This window comes from Nostoc sp. NMS9 (assembly GCF_017114995.1).
GTDB lineage: Bacteria > Cyanobacteriota > Cyanobacteriia > Cyanobacteriales > Nostocaceae > Nostoc.
This window is the reverse complement of sequence record NZ_JABXKL010000058.1, coordinates 85943-109337: the sequence shown is the minus strand read 5'-3', so window position 1 is coordinate 109337 and position 23395 is coordinate 85943. Positions and strand designations below refer to the sequence as shown.

Here is a 23395-nt window from a genome sequence, read left to right as displayed (position 1 = left end):
AGGTGTATCGTCCAGCTACTGCTAAATTTGCCGTTTACTACAGTGATTTTGATTTTGCAGAATTGATTACAGGACGTGAGACAGTTTACTCTGTGTTTAATAGCAAAATGCACTCTTAAGCTGAGATTATCTGCCTGGACTGAATAGTTTTTTATGAGAATTGCCCTATTTACCGAAACCTTTTTACCCAAGGTTGACGGCATTGTAACGCGCCTGCGCCACACTGTTGACCATCTCCAGCGCAGTGGTAATCAAGTGTTGGTGATTGCCCCTGATGGAGGCATCACAGAACACAAAGGCGCTAAAGTTTACGGCGTTACTGGCTTTCCTCTGCCATTGTATCCAGAATTAAAAATGGCACTTCCCCGCCCAGCCATTGGTTACGCTTTAGAAGAGTTTAAGCCAGATATTATTCATGTTGTGAATCCAGCCGTTTTAGGTTTATCTGGCATATTTTATAGCAAAATCCTCAAAATACCCTTAGTAGCGTCTTATCACACGCATTTACCCCAATATCTCCAGCATTACGGCTTAGGGATGCTGGAAGGTTTTCTTTGGGAACTACTCAAAGGCGTTCATAATCAAGCAGCTTTAAATCTGTGTACCTCCACAGCAATGATAGAGGAACTGACAGCACACGGTATTGAACGTGTAGATTTATGGCAACGTGGGGTGGATACAGAATTATTTCACCCCAATTTAGCTAGTGTAGAGATGCGATCGCGCCTATCAAAAAATCATCCAGAAAGTCCATTGCTACTTTACGTGGGACGGCTTTCCGCTGAAAAAGAAATTGAGCGTATCAAACCAATCTTAGAAGCAATTCCCCAAGCGCGGTTGGCATTGGTTGGAGATGGTCCCCACCGTCAAGCATTGCAAAAACACTTTGCTGGCACAAACACTTATTTTGTTGGCTATCTTATGGGGCAAGAGTTAGGTTCTGCCTTTGCGAGTGCTGATGCCTTTATTTTTCCTTCCCGTACAGAAACACTAGGCTTAGTACTACTAGAAGCAATGGCAGCTGGCTGTCCGGTGGTAGCAGCCCGTTCGGGGGGAATTCCCGATATTGTGACAGATGGGGTAAATGGATATCTTTTTGAGCCAACAGCAGATGTTCAAGGAGCGTTAGCTGCTACTGTTCGCCTCTTAGAACAAAAACAACAACGAGATATCATCCGTCAAAATGCCCGCCAGGAAGCAGAAAGTTGGGGTTGGACAGCTGCCACCAGGCAGCTACAAGATTACTATCAAAAGGTGATATTTTCTGAACTGTTGGCAAAATAAGAGGTAGAGAGTGGGGAGATGAGGGAGCAGGGGAGGCAAGGGAAGAAGAATTAATAACCATACCCTATGCCCAAAATCTAAAATCTAAAACCTAAAATTCCCATGACCGAAACAGACTCATGATACAAGCCCATTTATTTATGGGGATTATTAATTTTGAATGCGTGAATTTTTAATTCGGAGCGAAGCGACGTGACACTCCCCAACCCTGGCAGCGTCTTGGCTACATTAACTGAACTGACTCAAGTTAATCGTACTCACGCCCTACTGCGTCGTGTTAAAGACTTATCTGTTAATGAATTTGTTTGCTTACTCGATTTCATAACTGCCGAGTTCCAGCAATTTCTGAGAGCTATTGAACTCATCAATAATGAAGCTCTAGAAACTATGTTGGAGAAAGTATTAGAAGCTATCACACTCAAAATTGGTCAAATTCTCCAAGCAGAACATACAGCCATTTTTTTAGTTGATTATGACAAAGGTCAACTGTGGTCAAAAGTTCCTCAAGATAATACTCAAAAATTCTTAGAAATTCGTACTCCCATCACAGTGGGTATCCCTGGTCATGTTGCCAGTACAGGTCAATATCTCAACATATCTGAAACTTATACTCACCCCCTATTTAGCCCAGAACTTGAAAAACAAATGGGCTACAAAATCCGTAATATTTTATGTATGCCTGTTATCAGTAGCAAAAACCAGACTGTAGCGGTAGTGCAACTAGCTAATAAAACCGGGAATGTTCCGTTTAATCATGATGATGAAGAACGTTTTCGAGACTTTGCCGCTTCGATTGGTATTATCCTGGAAAGCTGCCAATCTTTTTATGTAGCGGCTCGTAATCAAAGAGGCGCAACGGCTTTATTGCGGGCAACTCAGACACTGGGGCAAAGTTTAGATTTAGAAGCAACTTTGCAGATAGTCATGGAACAAGCTCGAATTTTAATGCAAGCAGACCGCAGCACACTATTTTTATATCGTAAAGAGCTGAAAGAACTCTGGACGAAAGTTGCAGTGGCAGCAGATGGCACAAACTTGATAGAAATTCGCATTCCCGCTAACCGTGGCATTGCTGGATATGTTGCTTCCACTGGTGAAGCCTTAAATATTTCCGATGCTTATAAAGACCCCCGCTTTGACCCGACTACAGATAAAAAAACTGGTTATATAACTCGCAATATCCTGTGTTTACCAGTATTTAATTCTGCAAATGAATTGATTGGCGTTACACAATTAATTAATAAGCAACAAAGCAGTTTTACTGCTTCTGATGAAGAGTTTATGCGGGCTTTTAATAATCAGGCAGGAATTGCCTTAGAAAATGCTCGCCTGTTTGAAAATGTGTTGTTAGAAAAACAGTATCAAAAAGATATTTTACAAAGTCTGTCAGATGCTGTGATTTCTACAGATATGGCAGGACAGATTGTCACGATTAATGATGCAGCCCTAGAGTTTCTGGGTTGTCCGATAGGAGACGCTAATAGTAAGAACAACAAGCTTTTGTGGGAACAAAATTTGATTGGTCGCCTAGTTTGGGAAGTTGTGCCAATTGAAAATCTCCAAATGCGACTAGAAGATAGTCTAAAAACTGGAGCTAAACATTATGTGCCAGAGCAAAGTTTGATGCTGGGACTTTACCAAGTGCTGAGTGAAAATCAGGACGGGCTAAACGCTCCGCTACCGTTAACAGGACTTAGGAATCAGTACTCAATTTTAACACTGCGCGATCGCACTAACCCCGATATTTTTATTCCTTGGAATCAACCCCTCACTCCCCAATCTGAGTTTCTCACTTCTAATGAAGTACAAACATTAGAGCGCAATATCAATCTTACTGTTAATCCCCTGACTAACCCAGAAGGCGGTGTACGCGGTGGTTTGGTGGTCTTAGAAGACATTACTCAGGAAAAACGGATGAAAACTACCATGTCCCGTTACCTGACGCCCCATGTAGCTGAACAAGTTATGGCATTAGGGGAAGATGCTTTAATGGTAGGCGAACGGAAGGAAGTAACTATCTTGTTTTCTGACATCCGGGGCTACACAACACTTACAGAAAATCTCGGTGCAGCTGAGGTGGTATTGCTGCTCAATCAGTATTTTGAAACGATGGTAGAGGCAGTTTTTAACCACGAAGGCACTCTCGATAAATTTATTGGTGATGCCTTAATGGCGGTATTTGGTGCGCCGCTACCATTGACAGAAAATCATGCTTGGAGGGCTGTACAGTCAGCGTTAGATATGAGACGCCGCTTAGAGGAATTTAACCAACGGCGAATTATCCAGGCGCAGCCGCAAATTCGTATTGGCATTGGGATTAGTTCTGGGGATGTGGTTTCGGGTAATATTGGTTCCCGCAAACGGATGGATTATACCGTCATTGGAGATGGTGTAAATTTGAGTTCGCGCTTGGAAGCGGTAACAAAGGATTACGGTTGCGATATTCTTTTAAGTGAATTTACTTACCAATTGTGCAGCGATCACATTTGGGTACGCCAGTTAGATAAAATCCGAGTCAAAGGGAAACACCAGGCAGTTAATATCTATGAGTTAATTAGCGATCGCACTACTCCCTTAGATGCCAACACTCAAGAGTTTTTATTTCACTATCATACTGGACGCGATGCTTATTTATCCCGCAACTTCTCACAAGCGATCGCTTGTTTCGAGTCTGCCAAATCCATCCAACCCCAAGACCAAGCTGTTGATATCCACCTAGAGCGTGCGCGTAATTATCAACAAACGCCGCCTCCAGAGTCCTGGGATGGTGTCTGGACAATGCTTACTAAGTAGTCATCGGTCATTTGTCATTGGTCATTGGTAATTGGTCATTTATCAGTTCCCAATGCCCCATGCCCCATTCCCCATTCAACCTTGAGTCTCTCCCTGGTCATCTTGAAAGGGATCTTCGCCAATTCCTAGCTCTTTTTTTGAGCGTTTCAACTGTTTCCACAAATCCTTTATTTGTTCGTAAGCTGCACCTGGAGGCACTTTTCCACCCGTTTCTAAGTTGCAAATGTAACTTACCCGTTGAGCAAATTCCTGGAGATTTGCATTAAAAACCAAGTTTTCTGGCTTAACCTGACCGTAGTAGCGGCCGCGAGGGTAGAGAAAATCATCTTTGTTCACTATTTTTTTCTCCATTTATTCAATTCACCTTGTGTTTGGGTTTCTGAAGCTGAATTACTAGCTAACCTAATCTTTTTTTTGTCAGATTGGGGTAAATCAGATGATCCAATTCCTTTTCCAATTGTTGATGCAGGAATTGGTTGATTCAGATTTTGCGACTAGAGGATAAAGCTTGAAATACTTGTGTTGTAAATATTACAAAAATAATTTCCACTAAAGTAACTAGGAGAATATTTGATTTTCCTCCCTGTTGTCAATTTATCTCATCTTAATTTATGAAATTCAAATTGTAATTAGCTTCGGTCGAGACCTTGAGTTACAAATTATTATGACATACTAGTATGTCTTGGTAACTTATTATCTCAAAAATAATTATAATCCTGATAGTAAAACTACTTACGTGAGGATACTAGATATGAAAGTCCATCGTCCTCTGTTAAAAGTTAGAGATTTAGTTCTAAATATTTGGCAACTGGCTATTAAGAAGCGATCAAGAAGAGAAAATTGGTCTGGGTATTGGTTATTAATTATTTTACCCTGCTCTTGCTTCCTCTTAAATAATCACCAATGGCTAATAGTTAATAACTAAAGATAAAATGGTGAAGCCTCAAAGGACAACTTTTGTCCATCGCCTAAAACTTTACCTGCCACTATGTCTGTTAATTCTAAGTTATACGAAGGCAAAGCGAAAATTCTTTATACAACGGACGATCCAGAAGTCTTGTTGGCTGATTTTAAGGACGATGCCACAGCGTTTAACGCCCAAAAGCGTGGCAACATCGAAGGCAAAGGAAAAATTAATTGTAGCATTTCCAGCCAGCTTTTTAAACAGTTGGAGGCTTATGGTATAAAGACTCACTTCATTGACAGCCCTGCCCCGAATCAAATGCGGGTGAGGGCTGTAAAGATTTTACCCTTAGAAGTAGTGATCAGAAATATTGCTGCTGGCAGTCTGTGTCAGCAAACAGGATTACCAGTGGGTACAATTCTGAAACAGCCTTTGGTTGAATTTTATTACAAAAACGATCAATTAGGAGATCCTTTGTTGACACGCGATCGCTTGTACTTGCTAGAACTAGCGACTGCGGAACAAGTAGACGTAATTACACATCTAGCATTGAAAATCAATGAATTTCTCAATAACTTTTGGCAGCGGTGTGGCATTACCCTAGTAGACTTCAAACTAGAGTTTGGTTTGGACTCACAACAGCAGTTGCTCTTGGCAGATGAAATTAGCCCCGACACCTGCCGTTTGTGGGATACCGCAGAAAAGGACACAAATCAGCGGGTAATGGACAAAGATCGCTTTCGCCGAGACTTAGGAAATGTAGAGGATGCCTACCAGGAGGTTTTACAAAGAGTGCTAAAAGCAGTAGAAACTATAAGTTAACCAGGTAAAAACCAAAAGGTGAGAAGGAATTATATTTAACTTTTGCCTTTTGCCTTTTGCCTTGTAAAGTAAAAAAGCAAAAGAAAAAAATTATGTTTTGAGTTTTACCTTGGGCATAAGGGCATTATTGCCTTGTGATGGTGTGTGTGGTCGTGAAGAGGAATATAAGAAAAATGCGTTTATCTCCCGTATTGCTGGCAGCAGTAGCAATTGCAGCCCCTTTGGGTGGCTCATTGAGTGCGAATGCAGAAACCGCCAACAATTCCAAACAGACAACAGAAGTTTTGACACTAGAAAAAAATCAGCACTCAGAAAAGGACACTGGTCAGGTTAACTCTAGTAAAAGTCTAGAATCTCAACCTAAATCTATAGCAACTATAGAGGCAGAGCGTCTAGAATCCCGCGTCGTCGCAATTTACCCTGCCAACCCAGCAGCAAGCGCGACCCCAAAGGTAATTGTGCCAACCTCCACAACGACAACAACTGCACAAACCCTTGAAATCAATCCTAGCCCTACTCAACAGCCGTCTCCGGCTCCAGACATTCCACCGCCAGAAATTCAACAACCAACGCCTTCCCCAACTCCTGAGACCACTCCAGTTCCAGAAAATGTAAATCCACCCACAACGGAACCTTTATTACCCACAACTCCAGAACCATCAGCTACTCCAGATATTCCCCCCCCAGCTAGTCAACAAAGAACACCTGCGCCATTCCCAGGCGCTACTCCCAGTCCGCAGAATGTTAATCCACCGACAACTCCGGGCAATACTCCATTCCCAGGCGCTACTCCCAGTCCGCAGAATGTTAATCCACCGACAACTCCAGGCAATACTCCATTCCCAGGTGCTACTCCCAGTCCGCAGAATGTTAATCCACCGACAACTCCGGGCAATACTCAACCCAACGCAGCCCCAGAAGCCAATGACCCCCGCGTACTGGTATCGGAAGTAGTAGTTAGATCCCAGGCTGGCCAACTATCACCAGAACTGGAAAGCCAAGTTTACAGAGTAATTCGTACCCAACCAGGACAAACGACAACCCGCAGCCAACTGCAAGAAGATATTAACGCTATCTTTGGTACTGGCTTCTTCTCCAACGTCCAAGCAGCGCCAGAAGATACCCCCTTGGGAGTGCGGGTGAGCTTTGTTGTGCAGCCTAATCCCGTCCTCAGCAAAGTAGAAGTGCAAGCCAATCCTGGCACTGGTGTCCCTTCTGTACTACCAGCTAACACTGTGGATGAAGTATTTCGGGAGCAGTATGGCAAAATTCTCAATTTGCGTGACTTGCAAGAAGGCATCAAGCAGTTAAACAAGCGGTATCAAGACCAAGGTTACGTCCTAGCCAACGTGATTGGAGCGCCACAAGTCTCTGAAAGCGGAGTTGTTACCTTACAAGTCGCAGAAGGGGTAGTAGAAAACATTAGAGTCCGGTTCCGCAACAAAGATGGTCAGGAAACAGACGAGAAGGGACAACCAATTCGGGGACGGACACAGGATTACATCATTACACGAGAAGTGGAGTTGAAGCCAGGACAAGTATTCAATCGCAACACAGTGCAAAAAGACCTACAGCGCGTGTATGGACTGGGACTGTTTGAAGATGTGAATGTCTCCCTTGACCCTGGTACCGACCCCAGCAAGGTGGATGTAGTAGTGAATGTAGCTGAACGCAGCAGCGGTTCTATTGCTGCTGGGGCAGGGATTAGTTCTGCTAGCGGACTTTTTGGAACAGTTAGCTATCAACAGCAAAACCTGAACGGTAGGAACCAAAAACTGGGGACAGAAATACAGGTGGGAGAACGAGAACTGCTGTTTGACGTGCGGTATACCGACCCCTGGATCGCAGGAGATCCTTACCGGACTTCCTACACAACCAATATTTTCCGCCGCAGTTCTATTTCGTTGATTTTTGATGGTCAAGATGAAGACATTAGGACGTTTAATCCAGATAATCCCACCGATGTAGATTCTCAGGATCGCCCCCGGATTCTCCGTGTAGGCGGTGGTGTCACCTTTACCCGTCCTTTGTCTGCCAATCCTTATAAAACTTCTGTCTGGACTGCCTCAGCGGGTTTACAGTATCAACGAGTTTCCGCCCGTGATGCTGATGGCAATCTTAGAAAAACAGGAGCGGTATTTGATGATGATACTGGAAACCGCATCAGTGATGAAATTCCATTGACCCTCTCTAGCGGCGGTCAAGACGATTTACTACTGTTGCAAGTGGGGGCACAGCGCGATCTCCGTAATAACCCGCTGCAACCCACTAGTGGTTCTTATCTCCGCTTTGGAGTCGATCAGTCAGTCCCTGTGGGGCTAGGCAACATCTTCCTTACCAGATTCCGGGGTAGCTACAGCCAATATTTACCCATTAAGCTGATTAGCCTCAGCAAAGGGGCACAAACCTTAGCATTTAACCTGCAAGCAGGAACCATTCTCGGTGACTTGCCTCCCTACGAAGCTTTTACCCTTGGGGGTAGCAACTCCGTCCGGGGTTATGAAGAAGGAGCATTAGGTAGTGGACGCTCTTATGTGCAAGCATCAGTTGAGTATCGGTTTCCAGTTTTTTCAGTAGTCAGTGGCGCACTATTTTTTGATCTCGGCAGTGACCTGGGAACTAGTACTAGGGCCGCTGAAGTGTTGAACAAAAATGGCAGTGGCTATGGTTATGGTCTTGGCGTTCGCGTCCAGTCTCCACTGGGGCCAATTCGGATTGATTACGGTATCAACGATGATGGTGATAGCCGGATTAATTTCGGTATTGGCGAAAGATTTTAATTTGTCATTAGTCATTAGTTATTGGTCATTAGTGAATAACAAAGGACTAATGACAATTCTCTTTCTTAATGAGCTTGCTAATTTTTACATTTACCTCAATACTGTTCCGATAAAGGGATTAATGAGATTTTTCAGGGAATATCAGGGATTTTACCAAAATAGACAATGAACAATACTAAAGGAAATATATTGACTTTTCGGCTATGCGACAGCACACTCTAGCAGCCCAAATCACCCAAATAGGGGTGGGATTGCATAGCGGTGTGAATACCCAAGTGCGGATACTACCAGCTGAGGCGGGAAGTGGACGCTACTTTGTGCGGGTGGATTTACCGGATTTGCCGATAATTCCAGCCCAAGTTGCAGCAGTTAGTCACACTGTTCTCTCAACTCAGTTGGGTAAGGGTGAGGTGTATGTTCGCACGGTAGAGCATTTGTTGGCAGCACTTTCGAGTATGGGTGTGGATAATGCCCGGATTGAAATTGATGGCCCAGAAGTCCCACTTTTAGATGGTTCAGCAAGTGTGTGGACAGCTAATATTGCCCAAGTTGGCTTAGTCTCACAACTCGTTAACAACCAAGTTCCCTTGGCTATTACAGAACCCTTATGGGTCTATCAAGGGGATGCCTTTGTATGTGCCCTCCCAGCACCAGAAACCCGCTTTAGTTACGGTATTAATTTTGACTTACCTGCAATCGGTAATCAATGGTATAGTTGGTCACTGAGTGACGATCTAGGAAAAGCTTCTGCTAGCTTTGCTACGGAAATTGCTCCTGCTCGTACTTTTGGGTTACTGCATCAAATTGAACACTTACAAAAAACAGGGTTAATTAAAGGTGGTAGTTTGGATAATGCACTCGTTTGTGGCCCAGAAGGCTGGCTAAATCCACCATTGAGATTTGCAAATGAGCCAGTCCGTCATAAAATCTTGGATTTAGTAGGAGATTTGAGTCTACTAGGGACTTTTCCTCGTGCTCATTTTTTAGCGTATAAAGCCAGTCATAATTTACACATTCAACTGGCCCAAAGAATTTTAGATTTGGGACTTCGGCTTGTCTACGAGACGCTAGGCGATCGCTCAGTCGAAGGATTTTAGATTCTGGATTAGAGTCAAAGCCTAAAATCTAGGATTATTAAGGCTTTGGATATACGCCTGCCTACTCAACTTTTAGATAAAAAATCAACTACACGGCCAATGTCAATCCTCACTGAAGTGAATACCATCGATACGACTACACCTACATCTACCGAACCACAGGGTATAAATGAGATTACAATCAGTTCTGAGATTAAAACAACTTTCACATCTGAAGAAATTCAGAAATTGCTACCCCATCGCTACCCATTTTTACTTGTAGACAAAATAATTGACTACGTTCCAGGTAAAAAAGCTGTTGGGGTTAAAAATGTCACTATCAACGAACCCCATTTTCAAGGACATTTCCCTGAACGTCCACTGATGCCAGGGGTGCTAATTGTTGAAGCAATGGCACAAGTTGGAGGCATTGTCCTAACTCAAATGTCTTCGGTAGAAGGCGGACTCTTCGTCTTTGCTGGTATCGATAAAGTTCGCTTTCGTCGCCAGGTCGTGCCGGGGGATCAACTAGTTATGACGGTGGAACTGTTATGGGTAAAACAACGTCGTTTCGGTAAGATGCAAGGTCGTGCCGAAGTTGATGGTCAACTTGCTTGTGAAGGGGAATTAATGTTTTCTTTAGTTAGCTAAAAGTTTGCTTTCGTGGTATGGGTATAGCCGTGAAATGCCCCTACTGAATCCTGTTTCAGGATAACAGTTAAAAGAAATCCACAATAGCATCTGATAATTTCTTGATTTTCGCCGCCCTCTGTACGAGACGCACTCACAAACACACTTAACTTGCTTTGCCCGACACTTTCGTTCACTGAAATACTTCACGCTCAACAACGCCAGTCGCCTCAATGGGGTGGTAGTCGGTACAACTCTCTTAACCAGAGTAACGCGCTGCCTCAGAAACCCCGCCTGGCGCTGGATTATTAAGACAGTTCTGGAGATTCACCCTTGAAAACGCTAATTCATCCAACTGCTGTAATTCATCCGAAATCGGAACTCCACCATACAGTGCAAGTCGGTGCCTATGCTGTGATTGGAGCGCATGTCAAAGTGGGCCCTGAAACAATAATCGGCGCTCATGCAGTGCTAGAGGGACCTTGTGAAATTGGGGCGCAAAATCAGATTTTTACAGGTGCAGCCATCGGTATGGAACCCCAGGATCTGAAGTTTGTAGGAGAACCAACTTGGGTCAAAATTGGTGATAACAACTTGATTCGTGAGTACGTTACCATTAACCGCGCTACCGGTGCTGGTGAAGCGACGGTAATTGGTGACGGTAATCTTTTGATGGCTTATGTCCATGTGGCTCATAACTGTGTCATTGAAGACCAAGTAGTGATTGCTAACTCTGTGGCGTTGGCTGGTCATGTCCATATAGAGTCACGTGCTAGGCTCAGTGGAGTTTTAGGTGTCCATCAATTTGTGCATATTGGTAGACAAGCAATGGTGGGAGGTATGGCACGTATTGACCGGGATGTGGCCCCATATATGCTGGTGGAGGGAAATCCAGCGCGGGTGCGAACCCTCAATCTTGTTGGACTCAAACGGTCTGGTATGGACTCAGCAGATTTGCTTATGCTGAAAAAAGCCTTTCGCATTCTCTACCGTTCTGATTTGTCTTTTAAGGATGCTTTGGAACAGTTGGAATTGTTAGGGGATAGCGAAGAATTGCAGCATCTGCGACGCTTCCTTCTACTTTCTCAGATGCCTGGAAGACGTGGCTTGATTCCCAGTAAAGGGAAAAAAGGCGCAAGTGATGAATCGTGAGTTAGAAGTTAGGAGTTAGGAATTATGAGTTATGAGTTGATAAATTAAATTTTTTAACTCTTCACTCCTTATTCCTAATTTTTAACTGCTAACTCCTGTACAGACGCTATTAATCGCGTCTATAACAGCTAACTCCTAACTTTAATTATCAAATGCGGATATTTATCAGCACTGGTGAAGTATCTGGCGATTTACAAGGGTCGCTACTAATTTCAGCGCTGAAGCGTCAAGCTGTGGCGATTGGGTTGGAATTAGAGATTGTGGCGTTGGGTGGCGAAAAAATGGTAGAGGCTGGGGCAATTCTGCTGGGAAATACTAGTGGTATTGGCTCAATGGGTATTCAAGAAGGTCTGCCCTATGTTTTACCAACTCTCCAGGTGCAACGTCAGGCGATCGCTTTCCTAAAGCAAAATCCACCTGACTTGGTGGTGCTGATCGATTATATGACTCCCAATCTGGAAATTGGGACTTATATGAAACAGCATCTGCCAGATGTGCCAGTGGTCTATTATATTGCTCCCCAAGAGTGGGCTTGGTCAGTCAATTTGCGTAGGACTAATAGGATTGTTGGCTTTACAGATAAGCTGTTGGCAATCTTTCCACAAGAAGCCCGTTACTTTCGCGAACAAGGGGCAAAAGTTATTTGGGTAGGGCATCCTTTGGTTGACCGAATGCAGGACGCTCCTAGTAGGGAAGCAGCTCGTGCAACATTGGGGATTGCTCCAGAAGAAATTGCGATCGCACTCCTCCCCGCCTCTCGCCGCCAAGAACTAAAATATCTTTTACCAGTAATTTTTCAAGCTGCCCAAACTATTCAAGCTAAATTACCTGAAGTTTGTTTCTGGATTCCCCTATCGCTGGAAGTCTATAGACAGCCAATTGAAAAGGCTATTGAGCGTTACGGTTTGCGGGCGACAGTTATATCAGGTCAACAAATGGAAGTTTTTGCCGCAGCTGATTTAGCTATTAGCAAATCTGGTACTGTCAACCTAGAACTTGCTCTGTTAAATGTGCCACAAGTTGTAATTTACCGCCTCAGTCGTCTGACTGCGTGGATAGCTCGGAAAATCCTCAAAGGTTCAATAACCTTCGCATCACCACCTAATTTAGTAGTGATGAAGCCGATTGTGCCAGAATTTTTACAAGAGCAAGCCACAGCAGAAAATATTATCCAAGCAGCGATGGAACTGCTACTCAATCCCAGTCGCAGAGAGCAAACTTTGCTAGATTATGAAGAAATGCGGCAAAGTTTAGGAGAAGTTGGGGTTTGCGATCGCGCGGCTCAAGAAATTTTGCAAATGCGACCAAATATATTGAGGTGTCATGGCTTATGAGATGAAAAAACAAAGAGCGATCGCAGTTGATTTATTCGCTGGTGCGGGCGGTATGACTCTTGGCTTTGAGCAAGCTGGTTTTGATGTGCTGGCGTCTGTGGAAATCGACCCGATCCACTGTGCAACACATGAGTTTAACTTCCCTTATTGCTCAGTGTTATGTAAAAGTGTTGTGGATACAACCGGGGAAGAAATTAGGAATCGGTCTGAGATTGGCGATCGTGAAATTGATGTGGTAATTTGTGGCTCACCATGTCAAGGATTTTCCCTAATTGGTAAACGGGCTGTTAACGATCCCCGAAACTCTTTGGTGTTTCACTTTCATCGGCTGGTTTTTGAGCTAAAACCAAAATTCTTTGTGATGGAAAATGTCCGAGGGATTACAGTTGGCGAACATAAGCAAATCCTCCAAATCTTAATTAGTGAATTTAAAATATCTGGCTATAAAGTAGAAGAAAATTACCAAATTCTCAACGCTGCAAATTACGGAGTACCACAGTCCCGCGAGAGATTATTTCTGATAGGCGCAAGGGAGGATATAGAGTTACCGAAATATCCTCAGCCGATTACTAAACAAGCGTTACTAAATAATTTAAATTCTCAAAAAATATCTGACATTCCATTGAGTCCTACAGTATGGGATGCAATTGGAGATTTACCTGAAATAGAAAAATATCCAGAGTTACTAACAAGAGATTGGGTTGTTGCAGACTACGAAAAGCCTAGTAACTATGCTCTTGTACTTCGCGGTATCAAATGCTTAAATGATGATTATTCTTACAAACGAGAATATGATTTGCGAATACTTTCTTCAAGTTTAAGAACAAAACATTCTACGGAAACTATTCAACGTTTTCAGGAGACTCAACAAGGTGAGAGAGAAAAAATTAGTCGTTTTTATAAACTGCATCCTGCTGGTGTCTGTAATACTTTAAGAGCCGGAACAGACAAGTATAGGGGTTCTTTCACATCTCCGAGACCGATTCATCCATCTACGCCACGCTGTATCACCGTCAGAGAAGCGGCGAGATTGCATTCTTACCCCGATTGGTTTAGATTTCATGTAACTAAATGGCACGGATTTCGACAAGTCGGTAACTCTGTACCACCGCTACTAGCAAAGGCTGTGGCGACAGAAATTATTCGCAGTTTGAATATTTCGCCTTTTAAGCCGAGTTTGGGATACAAGTTGCCACAGGAGAAGCTACTACAATTTAATATGTCGCAAGCGGCACAATATTATCAGCGGGGCTAGTAAGAATACACTTTGTAATATGTGCAAGGTTGGGCTAAGTCCAAGCACGGAAGAATGTACTATCTTCCCAGATATTAGCAGCCGCCTGTGCGATCGCTGTCAATTCTTGCTCCTTCAGGGGTACAAAAGCCCGCACTATCTTGACATTATTCTCTAATTGTGCAACTGTCTCTGCTGCAATCACGCAACAATGAACTCCAGGCTGAGACAGTGTGTAACCTAAAGCTTCCTCTATACCAGTCAACCCACCTGATTTAAACAGCCGACCATAAGCCGGGACTTTCATCGCAATCACACCGACATTTTTTTCTCGAGCAACTGGCAAAACTACCGGAATAAATGGATGTGGGTGGTGTTTGTCGGCGGCATTCACAGGAATCAGTGTAGTGTGGAAAGGATAGCGACGCAACCCTTCGGCAATTACTTGAGGGTCGTGATGTCCGGTAATACCAGCAAAGCGCACCAATTTTTGTTGTATGGCTTCTTCTAAAGCTTTAATTGCACCAGATGGACTAAAGATAGTGTCGAGTTCTTCGGAAAAAGAAACGTGATGCAACTGCCACAAATCAAGATAATCTGTATTGAGACGTTTAAGCGATCGCTCCAATTCTCGCCATGCTCCATCCCGATCTCTTTTATCGGTCTTGCTTGCTAAAAACAGCTTTGAGCGATGGGGTGGTAGCACTTTGCCTAAATAATCTTCACTCGGCCCATAACTAGGTGCTGTATCAAAGTAGCGAATGCCAAGTTCCAGCGCTCTTTGAATAATTGCCGCAGCATCACCCTCTTTTCCTTCCCAGGATAGCGGCGTTTGTCCTGCTCCTCCTAACCCGAAGATAGGCAGTTTTACTTCCGTGCGTCCCAGTACACGTTCTGGCATGGTTGCTGGCGGTGTTGCAGTGTTGGTAGTATTTTGCTGTAAAGCATTTGTTGCCACAATACCTCCAGTTACAGCAATGCTGGTAATTAGGAAATTACGCCGCGTCTTTCCTTCTGTCATGATTGGTTTCGGGGGCGATATTACTTTTATTCTAATATCTTAGCTAGGGAGATTTAATTTAAGAAAGTAAAATTACTAATAGATCAGGAACACTCCGAAACCGCCGATCATTGGCTAAAAAAGTACGCTATTTAACGTTAAGGTAAAGTCGGTATAATACATGATTGAATTAATTGCTTACCTGTTGTTAGCCACCGTCCCCCGATAAATTTAGCTGCCCATAGACATTGATATCAAATGTAAATTGAATAGGGAGCTGGTTACTGGTATATCCTGTCGGTAAAGGTGCAAAGGGTGCAGATCGCTGTATAGCGTTGAGCGCCGCTTGATCGGTGACGCTGAATCCAGAGGTTTGTGCGAGCTGGAGATTGCTTAGTTGCCCGGAACGGTTAATAGTGAAGTTAAGCACTGTTCGCCGGGAAGATTGGCTCACTTCTGGTAGCCACTGCTGCTTGACTTGTTGCTGTAGTTGGTTTAAGTAAGAGGTGATATCTATATCTTGACTGCTGGCATCAATACCAGAAGGAGCTTGGTTATCTCGGTTGGAATTAGGTAAGGCTGCCAGATAATCACCGCTAAAATTCCGACTAGATACACTCTGAGTACCACCCAGCAAGCTTGCTGCATCTGTTTTCCGAGATGACTGAGCTCTATACGGTGTTCGCCCACTTAAGAGTGTTCTCGACTGGTCTAATTTCTTAGGATTGGGTATTGGTGATGTAATAGCAGGTGCAGGCGCTGTTTTTCGGGTTAGGGCTGGCGGTGGTGTGGTATTAGGGGCTACTGCCATTTTTTTAGGTTTGGGTGTTGTTGGTATAGTTGCTCTGGCGATCACAGTTGGCTGAACTTTGGGTGTTGTTGGTATAGTTGCTCTGGCGATCGCAGTTGGCTGAACTTTGGGTGTTGTTGGTATAGTTGCTCTGGCGATCACAGTTGGCTGAACTTTGGGTGTTGTTGGTATAGTTGCTCTGGCGATCGCAGTTGGCTGAACTTTGGGTGTTGTTGGTATAGTTGCTCTGGCGATCACAGTTGGCTGAACTTTGGGTGTTGTTGGTATAGTTGCTCTGGCGATCGCAGTTGGCTGAACTTTGGGTGTTGTTGGTATAGTTGCTCTGGCGATCACAGTTGGCTGAACTTTGGGTGTTGTTGGTATAGTTGCTCTTTTGATCGCAGTTGGCTGAACTTTGGGTGCTGGTGGTATAGTTGCTTTTGCGATCGCAGTTGGCTGAACTTTGGGTGCTGGTGGTATAGTTGCTTTTGCGATCGCAGTTGGCTCAACTTTGGGTTGTTGAAGAGATAGATTTGGTGATTCCGCTTTCTGCTGCTTTGGTTCTGGCTGGAATACCTCTGCTGAAGATAAGGTTGTTGAGTCAAAAGGACTCTTGCTAGAGGCTTTATGTGCATCTGAATTAACTGACTTCACAGCAGAAACAGGTCTTTTCGGTAAAGCTTTACCACCTGCAATTGAATTTTTAGTAGCCCGGAATGAGGTTTTTTGGGGTATGTGTGTTTCATTGGGATAAACTTCAACTACCTCAATTGGAATCTCTTGCTTAGGCCCAGGCATAAAAGCTGTGAACCAATATTTGCTCCCGATCAGTAAAATAGAGTGTAGAAGGATGGAACTAACTAGACCTGGGAGGATATCGAAGGGACGCACGCTCCGATAGCGCTGAAATTCGTGAGAAAAAGCCATGTTATTGTGCTTTTGCGTGATAGATAACAGCCTCAACAGTCTATTTACTGTCTTCTAACTTAGAGGATATCGCATCTGATTCAAGCAAAACAAACGAGATATTGGATAATATCTTCTTTCAACTCGATCAAGCCTAAATGGTCAACAGTGGCGACTTCAGGACATTCAGCAACAGACAAATCTTCTTTGTGAAGAATGGCAGTTAATGTTTTGGTCTTTATAGGGTTTTATTTTGATCCGGACAGTCGAGCGATGCCTGCGGCGGCAAGCTACGCACTGCTTTTTCTAGTTTAGCTTTGAGGTGGGATCGCTTTACTTATTACCAAGGGAATTTTTCTGAGCGTAGTTGAAATTTCTTTGATATTCACTGATTTTTTGTTGAGCTACTACATAATTTGGGCTAGAAGATGGCACGGCTTTCATAAGTGCGATCGCAGCTTCCCACTGACTCACAACTGTTTTCCACTCATCTGAAGATTTTGCTGATTGAGTCAGGTTCGCTGCATTAATTGCTTTACTTACTGCCTCTCGAAATGTATCAGTTTTAAGTAAAGCAGTCGGTGATTCTGAAGTCACTGGTGAGGGCGTAACTAATACAGATTTTGATGGTATTTGTGTTGAAATTTTAGAAGTTAGGGGGAATATTTCTAAAAATATTGAAGAAAAGTATATTCCTATAGAAATTGACAATATAAGAAAAACGAGTAGCCACTTTTTATTTAAATTACGATACTTCCGTCTAGTCTCGACAATTGTAGTTTGTTCATTATTCGATAAAACATTTGATTTCATTTTGTGTAAACCCATTTGTCCACGCAATATATTGAGTTCTTTCTCTGTATTTGAACCAATATTTGATTTATCGGTATCTTTTTCTTTGTTGCCATAAGAAGCAGATATTATTCGGTGTCTTACCAAATATTCAATTTGATAAATCAATGCACCAGCAGAAATATAGAACAATCCAAATATTAATATTATACTGTTGATATTTTCTATTTGTGTATAGTATTCAATTTGTCTGTCGTAACTAGGATAAAACAATGGTAGAAGTATTATAGAAAAGAAAGTTGCTATCAGTGTAGAAATGGCAATTACAAGCCAAGCGTATAATCCTTCCCACCAACTCATTATTCCTGGTAATAATCCTTGTGTTCTACCTATTTCGGGTGCTTGAATTTCTGATAAAAAGCGACTAGTAAGTAAGTGTAAGCAGTGATGAGTCAAAGAAATTATCGGAATTGGAGATAAGATTAACAATATTGTAAATATAGAAAATAATTCCGGGCTGTGTACAAAATATGCAATGTTATAGCCTAACTTTCCAGTATTTTTGACTACAAATATAATAATTCTCAAAAATAAAGTCAAAATCAATGCTTTTAACCAAGAACTAGGATAAGGAAACCATAATGGCCAGTAAAACCTTTGTAGTTCTTGCTTAGTAACGTCTTGATTATTCGGCTGTTTCATAACCAATAAATGCAAAAAAATGATAAGTTTTCGCCTATTTTATGATTCCCCATCTACACCTATAAGCAACATTTTTAGAAAATTCATAGCCATATGTTTGAAATTTATCCAGATTTGTTGTATCTATTATAAAAAGACAGATTTGAGATTTTATCCACATGATTACATAAGGTAAATTAAATCCTAACGTTCCTTTGTAATCATAGAACTACCATTACTAACATTTACTTTTTGGATAAAAATGCCAGTGCAAGATGATAAAATATCAGTACTGATTTGATTGGCAATAAATTCAAAATCCTGGTTTGTTAATCCCTGTGCAGTATCACCACTTAAGTTAATACAAATAGTTAGATTTTGAGGATTATTGGCAGACTGTTCATTATCCACTGCTTCTACTTCAGCTTTTGCTATGCTCAAATCAAACTCTTGACTCCAAACTGGAAAATCTTTACCTGTTTGTTGTCCATAAACTTTCACTCTTTCAATAGATGCAGCCCCTAAAGCCGTTAACCCTTTGCGGATAAATGCAACTAAAATTTGCTGATTTGGTACTTCGGCAGATTCTAGCATGACCTCCAAGCAAGCATCGTGGAAAGTAACCTTTGCAGCGATCGCTTTGGGGTGTAGGTGGCGATTCATCAGAGATGCGATCGCTTCTGCATCCCCCTGCTTTGCAAGTTTTAGAATATTTGGCTGTGTCATAACCAGTAAAAGAGAAAATCTAGAAAAATAAACTTATATTCTCAGGATTCCCTCTTGACAGCCTTAAGTAACATTATGATGCAAGATATCAGCTAACTTGGGCTAAAATATTTAGTATAAAGATAGTCTTTCACAGACTTTCGCAAAAATATATTTTCCCTGTCTCAACATTAAAAACTCTTGTTTTTGTGGTTGCCAAATTAACAGGATTAATATTAATCAGTTTAATTTAAATTTTCAATATGAAGTTTTATCGAGATCATGCTTGGCCTTCGACGCTAGAAGAAGCCATAGTTATCCAAGAAACGCTGCAAAATCAAGTAATTACTGAAGATCAACTGCAAGAACCTATTCAGTACGTTGCTGGAGTGGATATGGGTTTTGAAGCTGATGGGACTATTAGCCGTGCCGCTGTCGCAGTACTGAGTTTTCCTGATTTGCAAGTAATCGAGACAAGCCTAGCACATCGTCCTACAACCTTTCCTTATGTTCCTGGGTTCCTCTCATTTCGGGAAATTCCAGCTGTTCTCGATGCCCTGGAAAAGATTAAAACAACACCAAATATTATCTTGTGTGATGGTCAGGGAATTGCTCATCCCCGCAGATTAGGTATAGCTAGCCATTTAGGGTTACTTATAGATATGCCTACAATTGGGGTAGCTAAGTCCAGGTTGGTAGGTAAGCATGAAGAATTGGCAGAAACTAAAGGTAGCAGACAACCACTGATATATAACGGTGAAACCATTGGGGCAGTTTTGCGATCGCGCACAGGAGTAAAACCTCTGTATATCTCCAGTGGTCATCGAATTAGTTTACCGACAGCGATTGACTATGTATTACGCTGTACTCCTAAATATCGGCTGCCAGAAACTACACGCATTGCTGATAAATTAGCATCGGCAAAATAAAGCTTGTTGAAGTTTTTTCTAAATACTTGCTTGCACCGACTCAATCGTGTTAGGAATCGCACAGAAAGAAGTTGAAGTAGCTAAATACGATTTACGAAGTTAGAACCATGAACGCACTAACTTTACAGTGGCACGATGCAGGTCAAGATAAAACTCAGAACATTTACGAACAACAGCCAAGTCAAAATTATGGCACTGTCCGCATCGGTCGTGACCCCCTCCAGTGCGATATTGTTCTGAGTCACCCTACTGTGTCTGGTCTGCACGTTGAAATATTTTTTCATCACCAGCAACAACGCTTTTATATCAGGAATTTGCGATCGCAAAATCCCCCCGTTATCGATGGACGGCAATTAGTCCAAGGTGAAATGCCTTTAACTGAGGGTACTAGCATCTCTTTGGGACAAATAAAACTCAACGTTACTAGCGTTTCCACAGCTAGCATTCCAGCAACAATTTTGCTACCACCCAATCCAGCAGTAAATCTCGAACATCACCATCACCCACCAACACCCCCCGCATCACCGCCAGGGGTTTATGGCTTAGAATGCCCCAAATGTCATAAAGTTTCCCCAGGAGAGAATCTACAAATTGGCTGTCATTGGTGTGGGACATCTTTAGCTGCGGCTGTGAGTGTGTTGGTAGCACGGGGTAGTTGAGAAGGAGGGCAGGGGGAGATGAGGGAGATGAGGGAGATGAGGGAGATGAGGGAGACAAGGGAGACAAGGGAACAAGCAGAATAACCATGCCCAATGCCCCATGTCCAATGACAAATGACCAATGACAAATGACAAATGTCCAATGACAAATGACAAATGACAAATGACTTACAAATCCAATTGAGTTGGGAAGAACCAGCGACGGGTGAACGGCGAGAACCACTATTGAATATGCCAATCGCTTTTGGTCGAGAATTCGCTCGCTTACCTGCTGAACTCAGGGGAGTACGCGTTTCTCGGATGCTGCTTAACAGTAATGAAGTTTCTCGCTACCATGCCCTAATTGACTGGGAACAAGACCATTTAGTAGTGATTGACCAAGGCAGTGTTAACGGTGTCTATGTCAATGGTCAACCACAAACGCGCAGTGTTCTGGTTAATGGCGATACATTGCAAATTGGCCCCTATTTGATCGCAGTGACATTTGGTGCTAACGCCTCTGCACCAGATACTAGCCCCCCTTCAACGATTCACTTCAACGCAAATAGCAATCGTCCAGACCCCAGCTTGCCTGTAATTCAGCCACTAACGCCCGTGGCAAATAATTTCCCGCCATTAGCATTTCAGGCGGAGAAAGTCGCTGTACAAGCACTTCATGCTACGGGATTACCAGTAGATGAATCTGATTATCTAGCGATCGGGGCGGGATTGGGTAGCTTTTTATGGGCTGATTTGCTGAGAATTAGTGGTGTGCGTGCTGACAAAATTGTGGCTTTGGGATTAGAGGCAAAACCTTATGCCCGTTACAAGCGCCTCTGTTTGAATTCGCAAATTCCCTTATATGAAAGATTGCGTTCTAATTCTGACTCCTGTCCTGATAATATTTGGGGTTGGCCTAGTTATGCCTTGCGAGAAGCTTGGGGTGACTTAGCCAAGGGAGAGATAAAATCAGCATTCAAGTATTTATGGCAAGTGTTTGCCGAACCAACATTTGCAGAAACTTATACTCCTCGTGCGGGTAATGTCTTTGATTCCATCGACCGGGAGACGAAGCGCATAGGCTGGAATCAAATTTATCGCTATGGGCGAGTTAGGGTAATTCGCAAAACTGATGACGGTAGATATTGCGTAGCCTATTCTCGCGGCCCAGGAAATTATGCTTTTTTAGTTAGTCGTTATTTACATTTAGCTACTGGGTATCCAGCTATTCAGTTTCTCCCAGATTTGCAAGCTTATAGGGAAAAATATCAAGACTTTAAATCTGTCGTCAATGCTTATGAAGCTCACGATCATGTTTATGAGCAACTAGAGCAACATGGTGGTACGGTATTGATTCGGGGGCGGGGAATTGTGGCCTCGCGGATTGTGCAGCGCATTTACGAAGCTAGAAAGCGAAATCGGAATATTGCAGTTTTGCATTTAATGCGATCGCCTAAGCCCCAAGGTAACAAATTTCAAAATGCCCAACGCTTAGTCAAAAATCATTACGAATTTCAACCCTTTAACTGGCCGAAAGCCTGTTGGGGCGGCGAACTCCGGGCAATGTTAGAAAAAGCTAGTCCTGATGAACGCAAGCGTTTACTAGCAGACTGGGGTGGAACTACCACCGCCGACCGCCGAGATTGGCAGCAAATTACTGCCCAAGGGATTAGCGAAGGCTGGTATCAAATTACCTTCGGTGAGGTGCTGGATGTGGAACGAGATGCCCAAAACCGCACTATTACCCGTATCCGAGAGCAAAGCTTTGGGGAAATGAAATTGCTAGCTGATTTTATTGTTGATGCTACCGGACTGGATGCCAAGGTAGATGCCAATCCCCTGTTAGCAGATTTGGTGAAACATTACAACCTCCCAGTGAATCACTTGGGGCGATTGACTGTAGCGAACAATTTTGAATTAGTAGAAATGCGTAGTGATAGAGGTCAAATGTATGCTGCTGGGGCGATTACTTTAGGTGGCCCTTATGCCGCAGTTGATAGTTTCTTGGGCTTGCAGTACGCCGCATTAGTCGCTGTTGATGGACTCGCCGCCGCTCGTGCGCCTGGAGTCCAAAGGTTGAATGTTGTAAGTTCCTTTGGGCAGTGGTTGAAGTGGGTGTTAAATCAGTCACCTTAGTATTAGGAGGCAGGAGGCAGGAGGCAGGAGGGATAGAGTATTTATCTGGCTGTTTTGAGTAGCAAATCCCAACTTCGAGGTTAAAAGGTGCAACTTCGAGGATAAAAGGCTCAACGTCGAGGTTAAAAGGCTCAACGTTGAGGTTAAAAGGTGCAACGTCGAGGATAAAAGGCTCAACGTCGAGGTTAAAAGGCTCAACATTCAAGTTCAGAGGCTCAACATTCAGGTTCAAAGGCTCAACATTCAGGTTCAAAGGCTCAACGTCGAGGTTCAAAGGCTCAACGTCGAGGTTCAAAGGCTCAACATTCGGGTTCAGAAGCTCAACGTTGGAGTTCAAAAGCTCAAAGTCTCAAGTGACGGGCGATACCTTCAGCCTGCGTGCGATTCAAATCGTAGGCTAAGACCATAAGTCAGTTAAAACTGACTCAAATTAACTAAAATTTAGTCCGTTTGAATGGACTTAGGCTATTAGCCTCGGAATTGATTCCGAGGCGGGATAGCAACGAAGTGAAGAATTTGCCTTTGCCAGTACCCCTACTTTGTTTTTTCGCTTGTCGGGCGTACTAAAGTTTTAACTAAATCCGTAATCGCCACAATCACAGAGGCAATTCCCCCAATCGACAATGAAGTTAAAATTGCCACCGCGAGGATGATTTCGGTAGGACTGTATCCATCTCGCATCCAAGTAGATGGATTCTCTACCGATGTTGGCGAGGCGGGGATTAATTGCGAAGTTTGGGTGGTTTGATTGGAGTTGACTGGAGTTGTTAAGACAGTTTTCACAGCTGAACCTCTTCTAAATGTTTCTA

18 protein-coding genes are annotated in these 23395 nt (G+C 43.1%); 12 read left to right on the top strand and 6 right to left on the bottom strand.

The annotated features are described in order from the left end of the window. The first annotated feature begins 153 nt into the window (after nt 1-153). Nucleotides 154-1284 (top strand): glycosyltransferase family 1 protein, encoded by a 1131-nt coding sequence (locus tag HWQ40_RS17620; RefSeq protein WP_292779934.1) that lies wholly within the window; start codon nt 154-156, stop codon nt 1282-1284. 192 nt (nt 1285-1476) lie between these two features. After that, on the top strand, nt 1477-4077 hold the full coding sequence (locus HWQ40_RS17615) for an adenylate/guanylate cyclase domain-containing protein (protein WP_292779933.1): 2601 nt from the start codon (nt 1477-1479) through the stop codon (nt 4075-4077). A gap of 75 nt (nt 4078-4152) precedes the next feature. Here the strand turns inward: HWQ40_RS17615 and HWQ40_RS17610 are convergent, their stop codons facing one another. Further along, nucleotides 4153-4428 (bottom strand): hypothetical protein, encoded by a 276-nt coding sequence (locus tag HWQ40_RS17610; RefSeq protein ID WP_292779932.1) that lies wholly within the window; start codon nt 4426-4428, stop codon nt 4153-4155. 637 nt (nt 4429-5065) lie between these two features. On the opposite strand from HWQ40_RS17610, the gene purC reads away from it, so the two are divergent. The 7 genes from purC to HWQ40_RS17575 all read left to right on the top strand — a co-directional run bounded on the left by purC (nt 5066) and on the right by HWQ40_RS17575 (nt 14030). Next, on the top strand, nt 5066-5803 hold the full coding sequence (purC, locus tag HWQ40_RS17605; protein ID WP_292779930.1) for a phosphoribosylaminoimidazolesuccinocarboxamide synthase: 738 nt from the start codon (nt 5066-5068) through the stop codon (nt 5801-5803). 173 nt (nt 5804-5976) lie between these two features. Further along, nucleotides 5977-8583 carry a BamA/TamA family outer membrane protein gene (locus HWQ40_RS17600; RefSeq protein WP_292779929.1) on the top strand — a complete coding sequence of 869 codons (2607 nt, stop codon included), beginning with the start codon at nt 5977-5979 and terminating at the stop codon, nt 8581-8583. Between the two features lie 203 nt (nt 8584-8786). Then, nucleotides 8787-9680 (top strand): UDP-3-O-acyl-N-acetylglucosamine deacetylase, encoded by an 894-nt coding sequence (gene lpxC / locus HWQ40_RS17595; RefSeq protein WP_292779928.1) that lies wholly within the window; start codon nt 8787-8789, stop codon nt 9678-9680. Between the two features lie 99 nt (nt 9681-9779). Further along, entirely contained in the window at nt 9780-10310 is a 531-nt protein-coding gene (gene fabZ / locus HWQ40_RS17590; protein WP_194046775.1) for a 3-hydroxyacyl-ACP dehydratase FabZ, read from the top strand. Between the two features lie 312 nt (nt 10311-10622). Further along, a complete protein-coding gene (gene lpxA, locus HWQ40_RS17585; RefSeq protein WP_292744931.1) occupies nt 10623-11441 on the top strand; it encodes an acyl-ACP--UDP-N-acetylglucosamine O-acyltransferase in 819 nt (272 codons plus the stop codon). Nucleotides 11442-11593: 152 nt separating this feature from the next. After that, nucleotides 11594-12775 (top strand): lipid-A-disaccharide synthase, encoded by a 1182-nt coding sequence (gene lpxB / locus HWQ40_RS17580; RefSeq protein ID WP_292779927.1) that lies wholly within the window; start codon nt 11594-11596, stop codon nt 12773-12775. Next, nucleotides 12765-14030 carry a DNA cytosine methyltransferase gene (locus tag HWQ40_RS17575; protein WP_292779925.1) on the top strand — a complete coding sequence of 422 codons (1266 nt, stop codon included), beginning with the start codon at nt 12765-12767 and terminating at the stop codon, nt 14028-14030. Before lpxB ends, HWQ40_RS17575 begins: the two co-directional genes overlap by 11 nt. Nucleotides 14031-14064: 34 nt before the next feature. On the opposite strand, the gene HWQ40_RS17570 is transcribed toward HWQ40_RS17575, so the two are convergent. From HWQ40_RS17570 to HWQ40_RS17555, 4 genes are all read right to left on the bottom strand, one after another. Continuing rightward, nucleotides 14065-15030: an aldo/keto reductase gene (locus tag HWQ40_RS17570; protein ID WP_292779923.1), complete on the bottom strand. Its 966-nt coding sequence runs from the start codon at nt 15028-15030 to the stop codon at nt 14065-14067. Between the two features lie 187 nt (nt 15031-15217). Next, nucleotides 15218-16726: a TonB family protein gene (locus HWQ40_RS17565; RefSeq protein ID WP_292779921.1), complete on the bottom strand. Its 1509-nt coding sequence runs from the start codon at nt 16724-16726 to the stop codon at nt 15218-15220. Between the two features lie 312 nt (nt 16727-17038). Further along, complete coding sequence (locus HWQ40_RS17560; protein WP_292779919.1) at nt 17039-18199, bottom strand: hypothetical protein; 1161 nt, start codon at nt 18197-18199, stop codon at nt 17039-17041. Between the two features lie 183 nt (nt 18200-18382). Beyond that, complete coding sequence (locus tag HWQ40_RS17555; protein ID WP_292779917.1) at nt 18383-18904, bottom strand: hypothetical protein; 522 nt, start codon at nt 18902-18904, stop codon at nt 18383-18385. 242 nt (nt 18905-19146) lie between these two features. On the opposite strand from HWQ40_RS17555, the gene nfi reads away from it, so the two are divergent. The 3 genes from nfi (at nt 19147) to HWQ40_RS17540 (ending at nt 22586) form a co-directional block, all read left to right on the top strand. Continuing rightward, nucleotides 19147-19812 (top strand): deoxyribonuclease V, encoded by a 666-nt coding sequence (nfi, locus tag HWQ40_RS17550; protein WP_292779916.1) that lies wholly within the window; start codon nt 19147-19149, stop codon nt 19810-19812. A gap of 107 nt (nt 19813-19919) precedes the next feature. Next, nucleotides 19920-20471, top strand: a complete 552-nt coding sequence (locus HWQ40_RS17545) for an FHA domain-containing protein (protein WP_292779915.1) — start codon at nt 19920-19922, stop codon at nt 20469-20471. Nucleotides 20472-20627: 156 nt separating this feature from the next. Next, complete coding sequence (locus tag HWQ40_RS17540; protein WP_292779914.1) at nt 20628-22586, top strand: FHA domain-containing protein; 1959 nt, start codon at nt 20628-20630, stop codon at nt 22584-22586. A gap of 534 nt (nt 22587-23120) precedes the next feature. On the opposite strand, the gene HWQ40_RS17535 is transcribed toward HWQ40_RS17540, so the two are convergent. After that, nucleotides 23121-23369: a hypothetical protein gene (locus HWQ40_RS17535; protein ID WP_292779913.1), complete on the bottom strand. Its 249-nt coding sequence runs from the start codon at nt 23367-23369 to the stop codon at nt 23121-23123. Nucleotides 23370-23395: the final 26 nt, after the last annotated feature.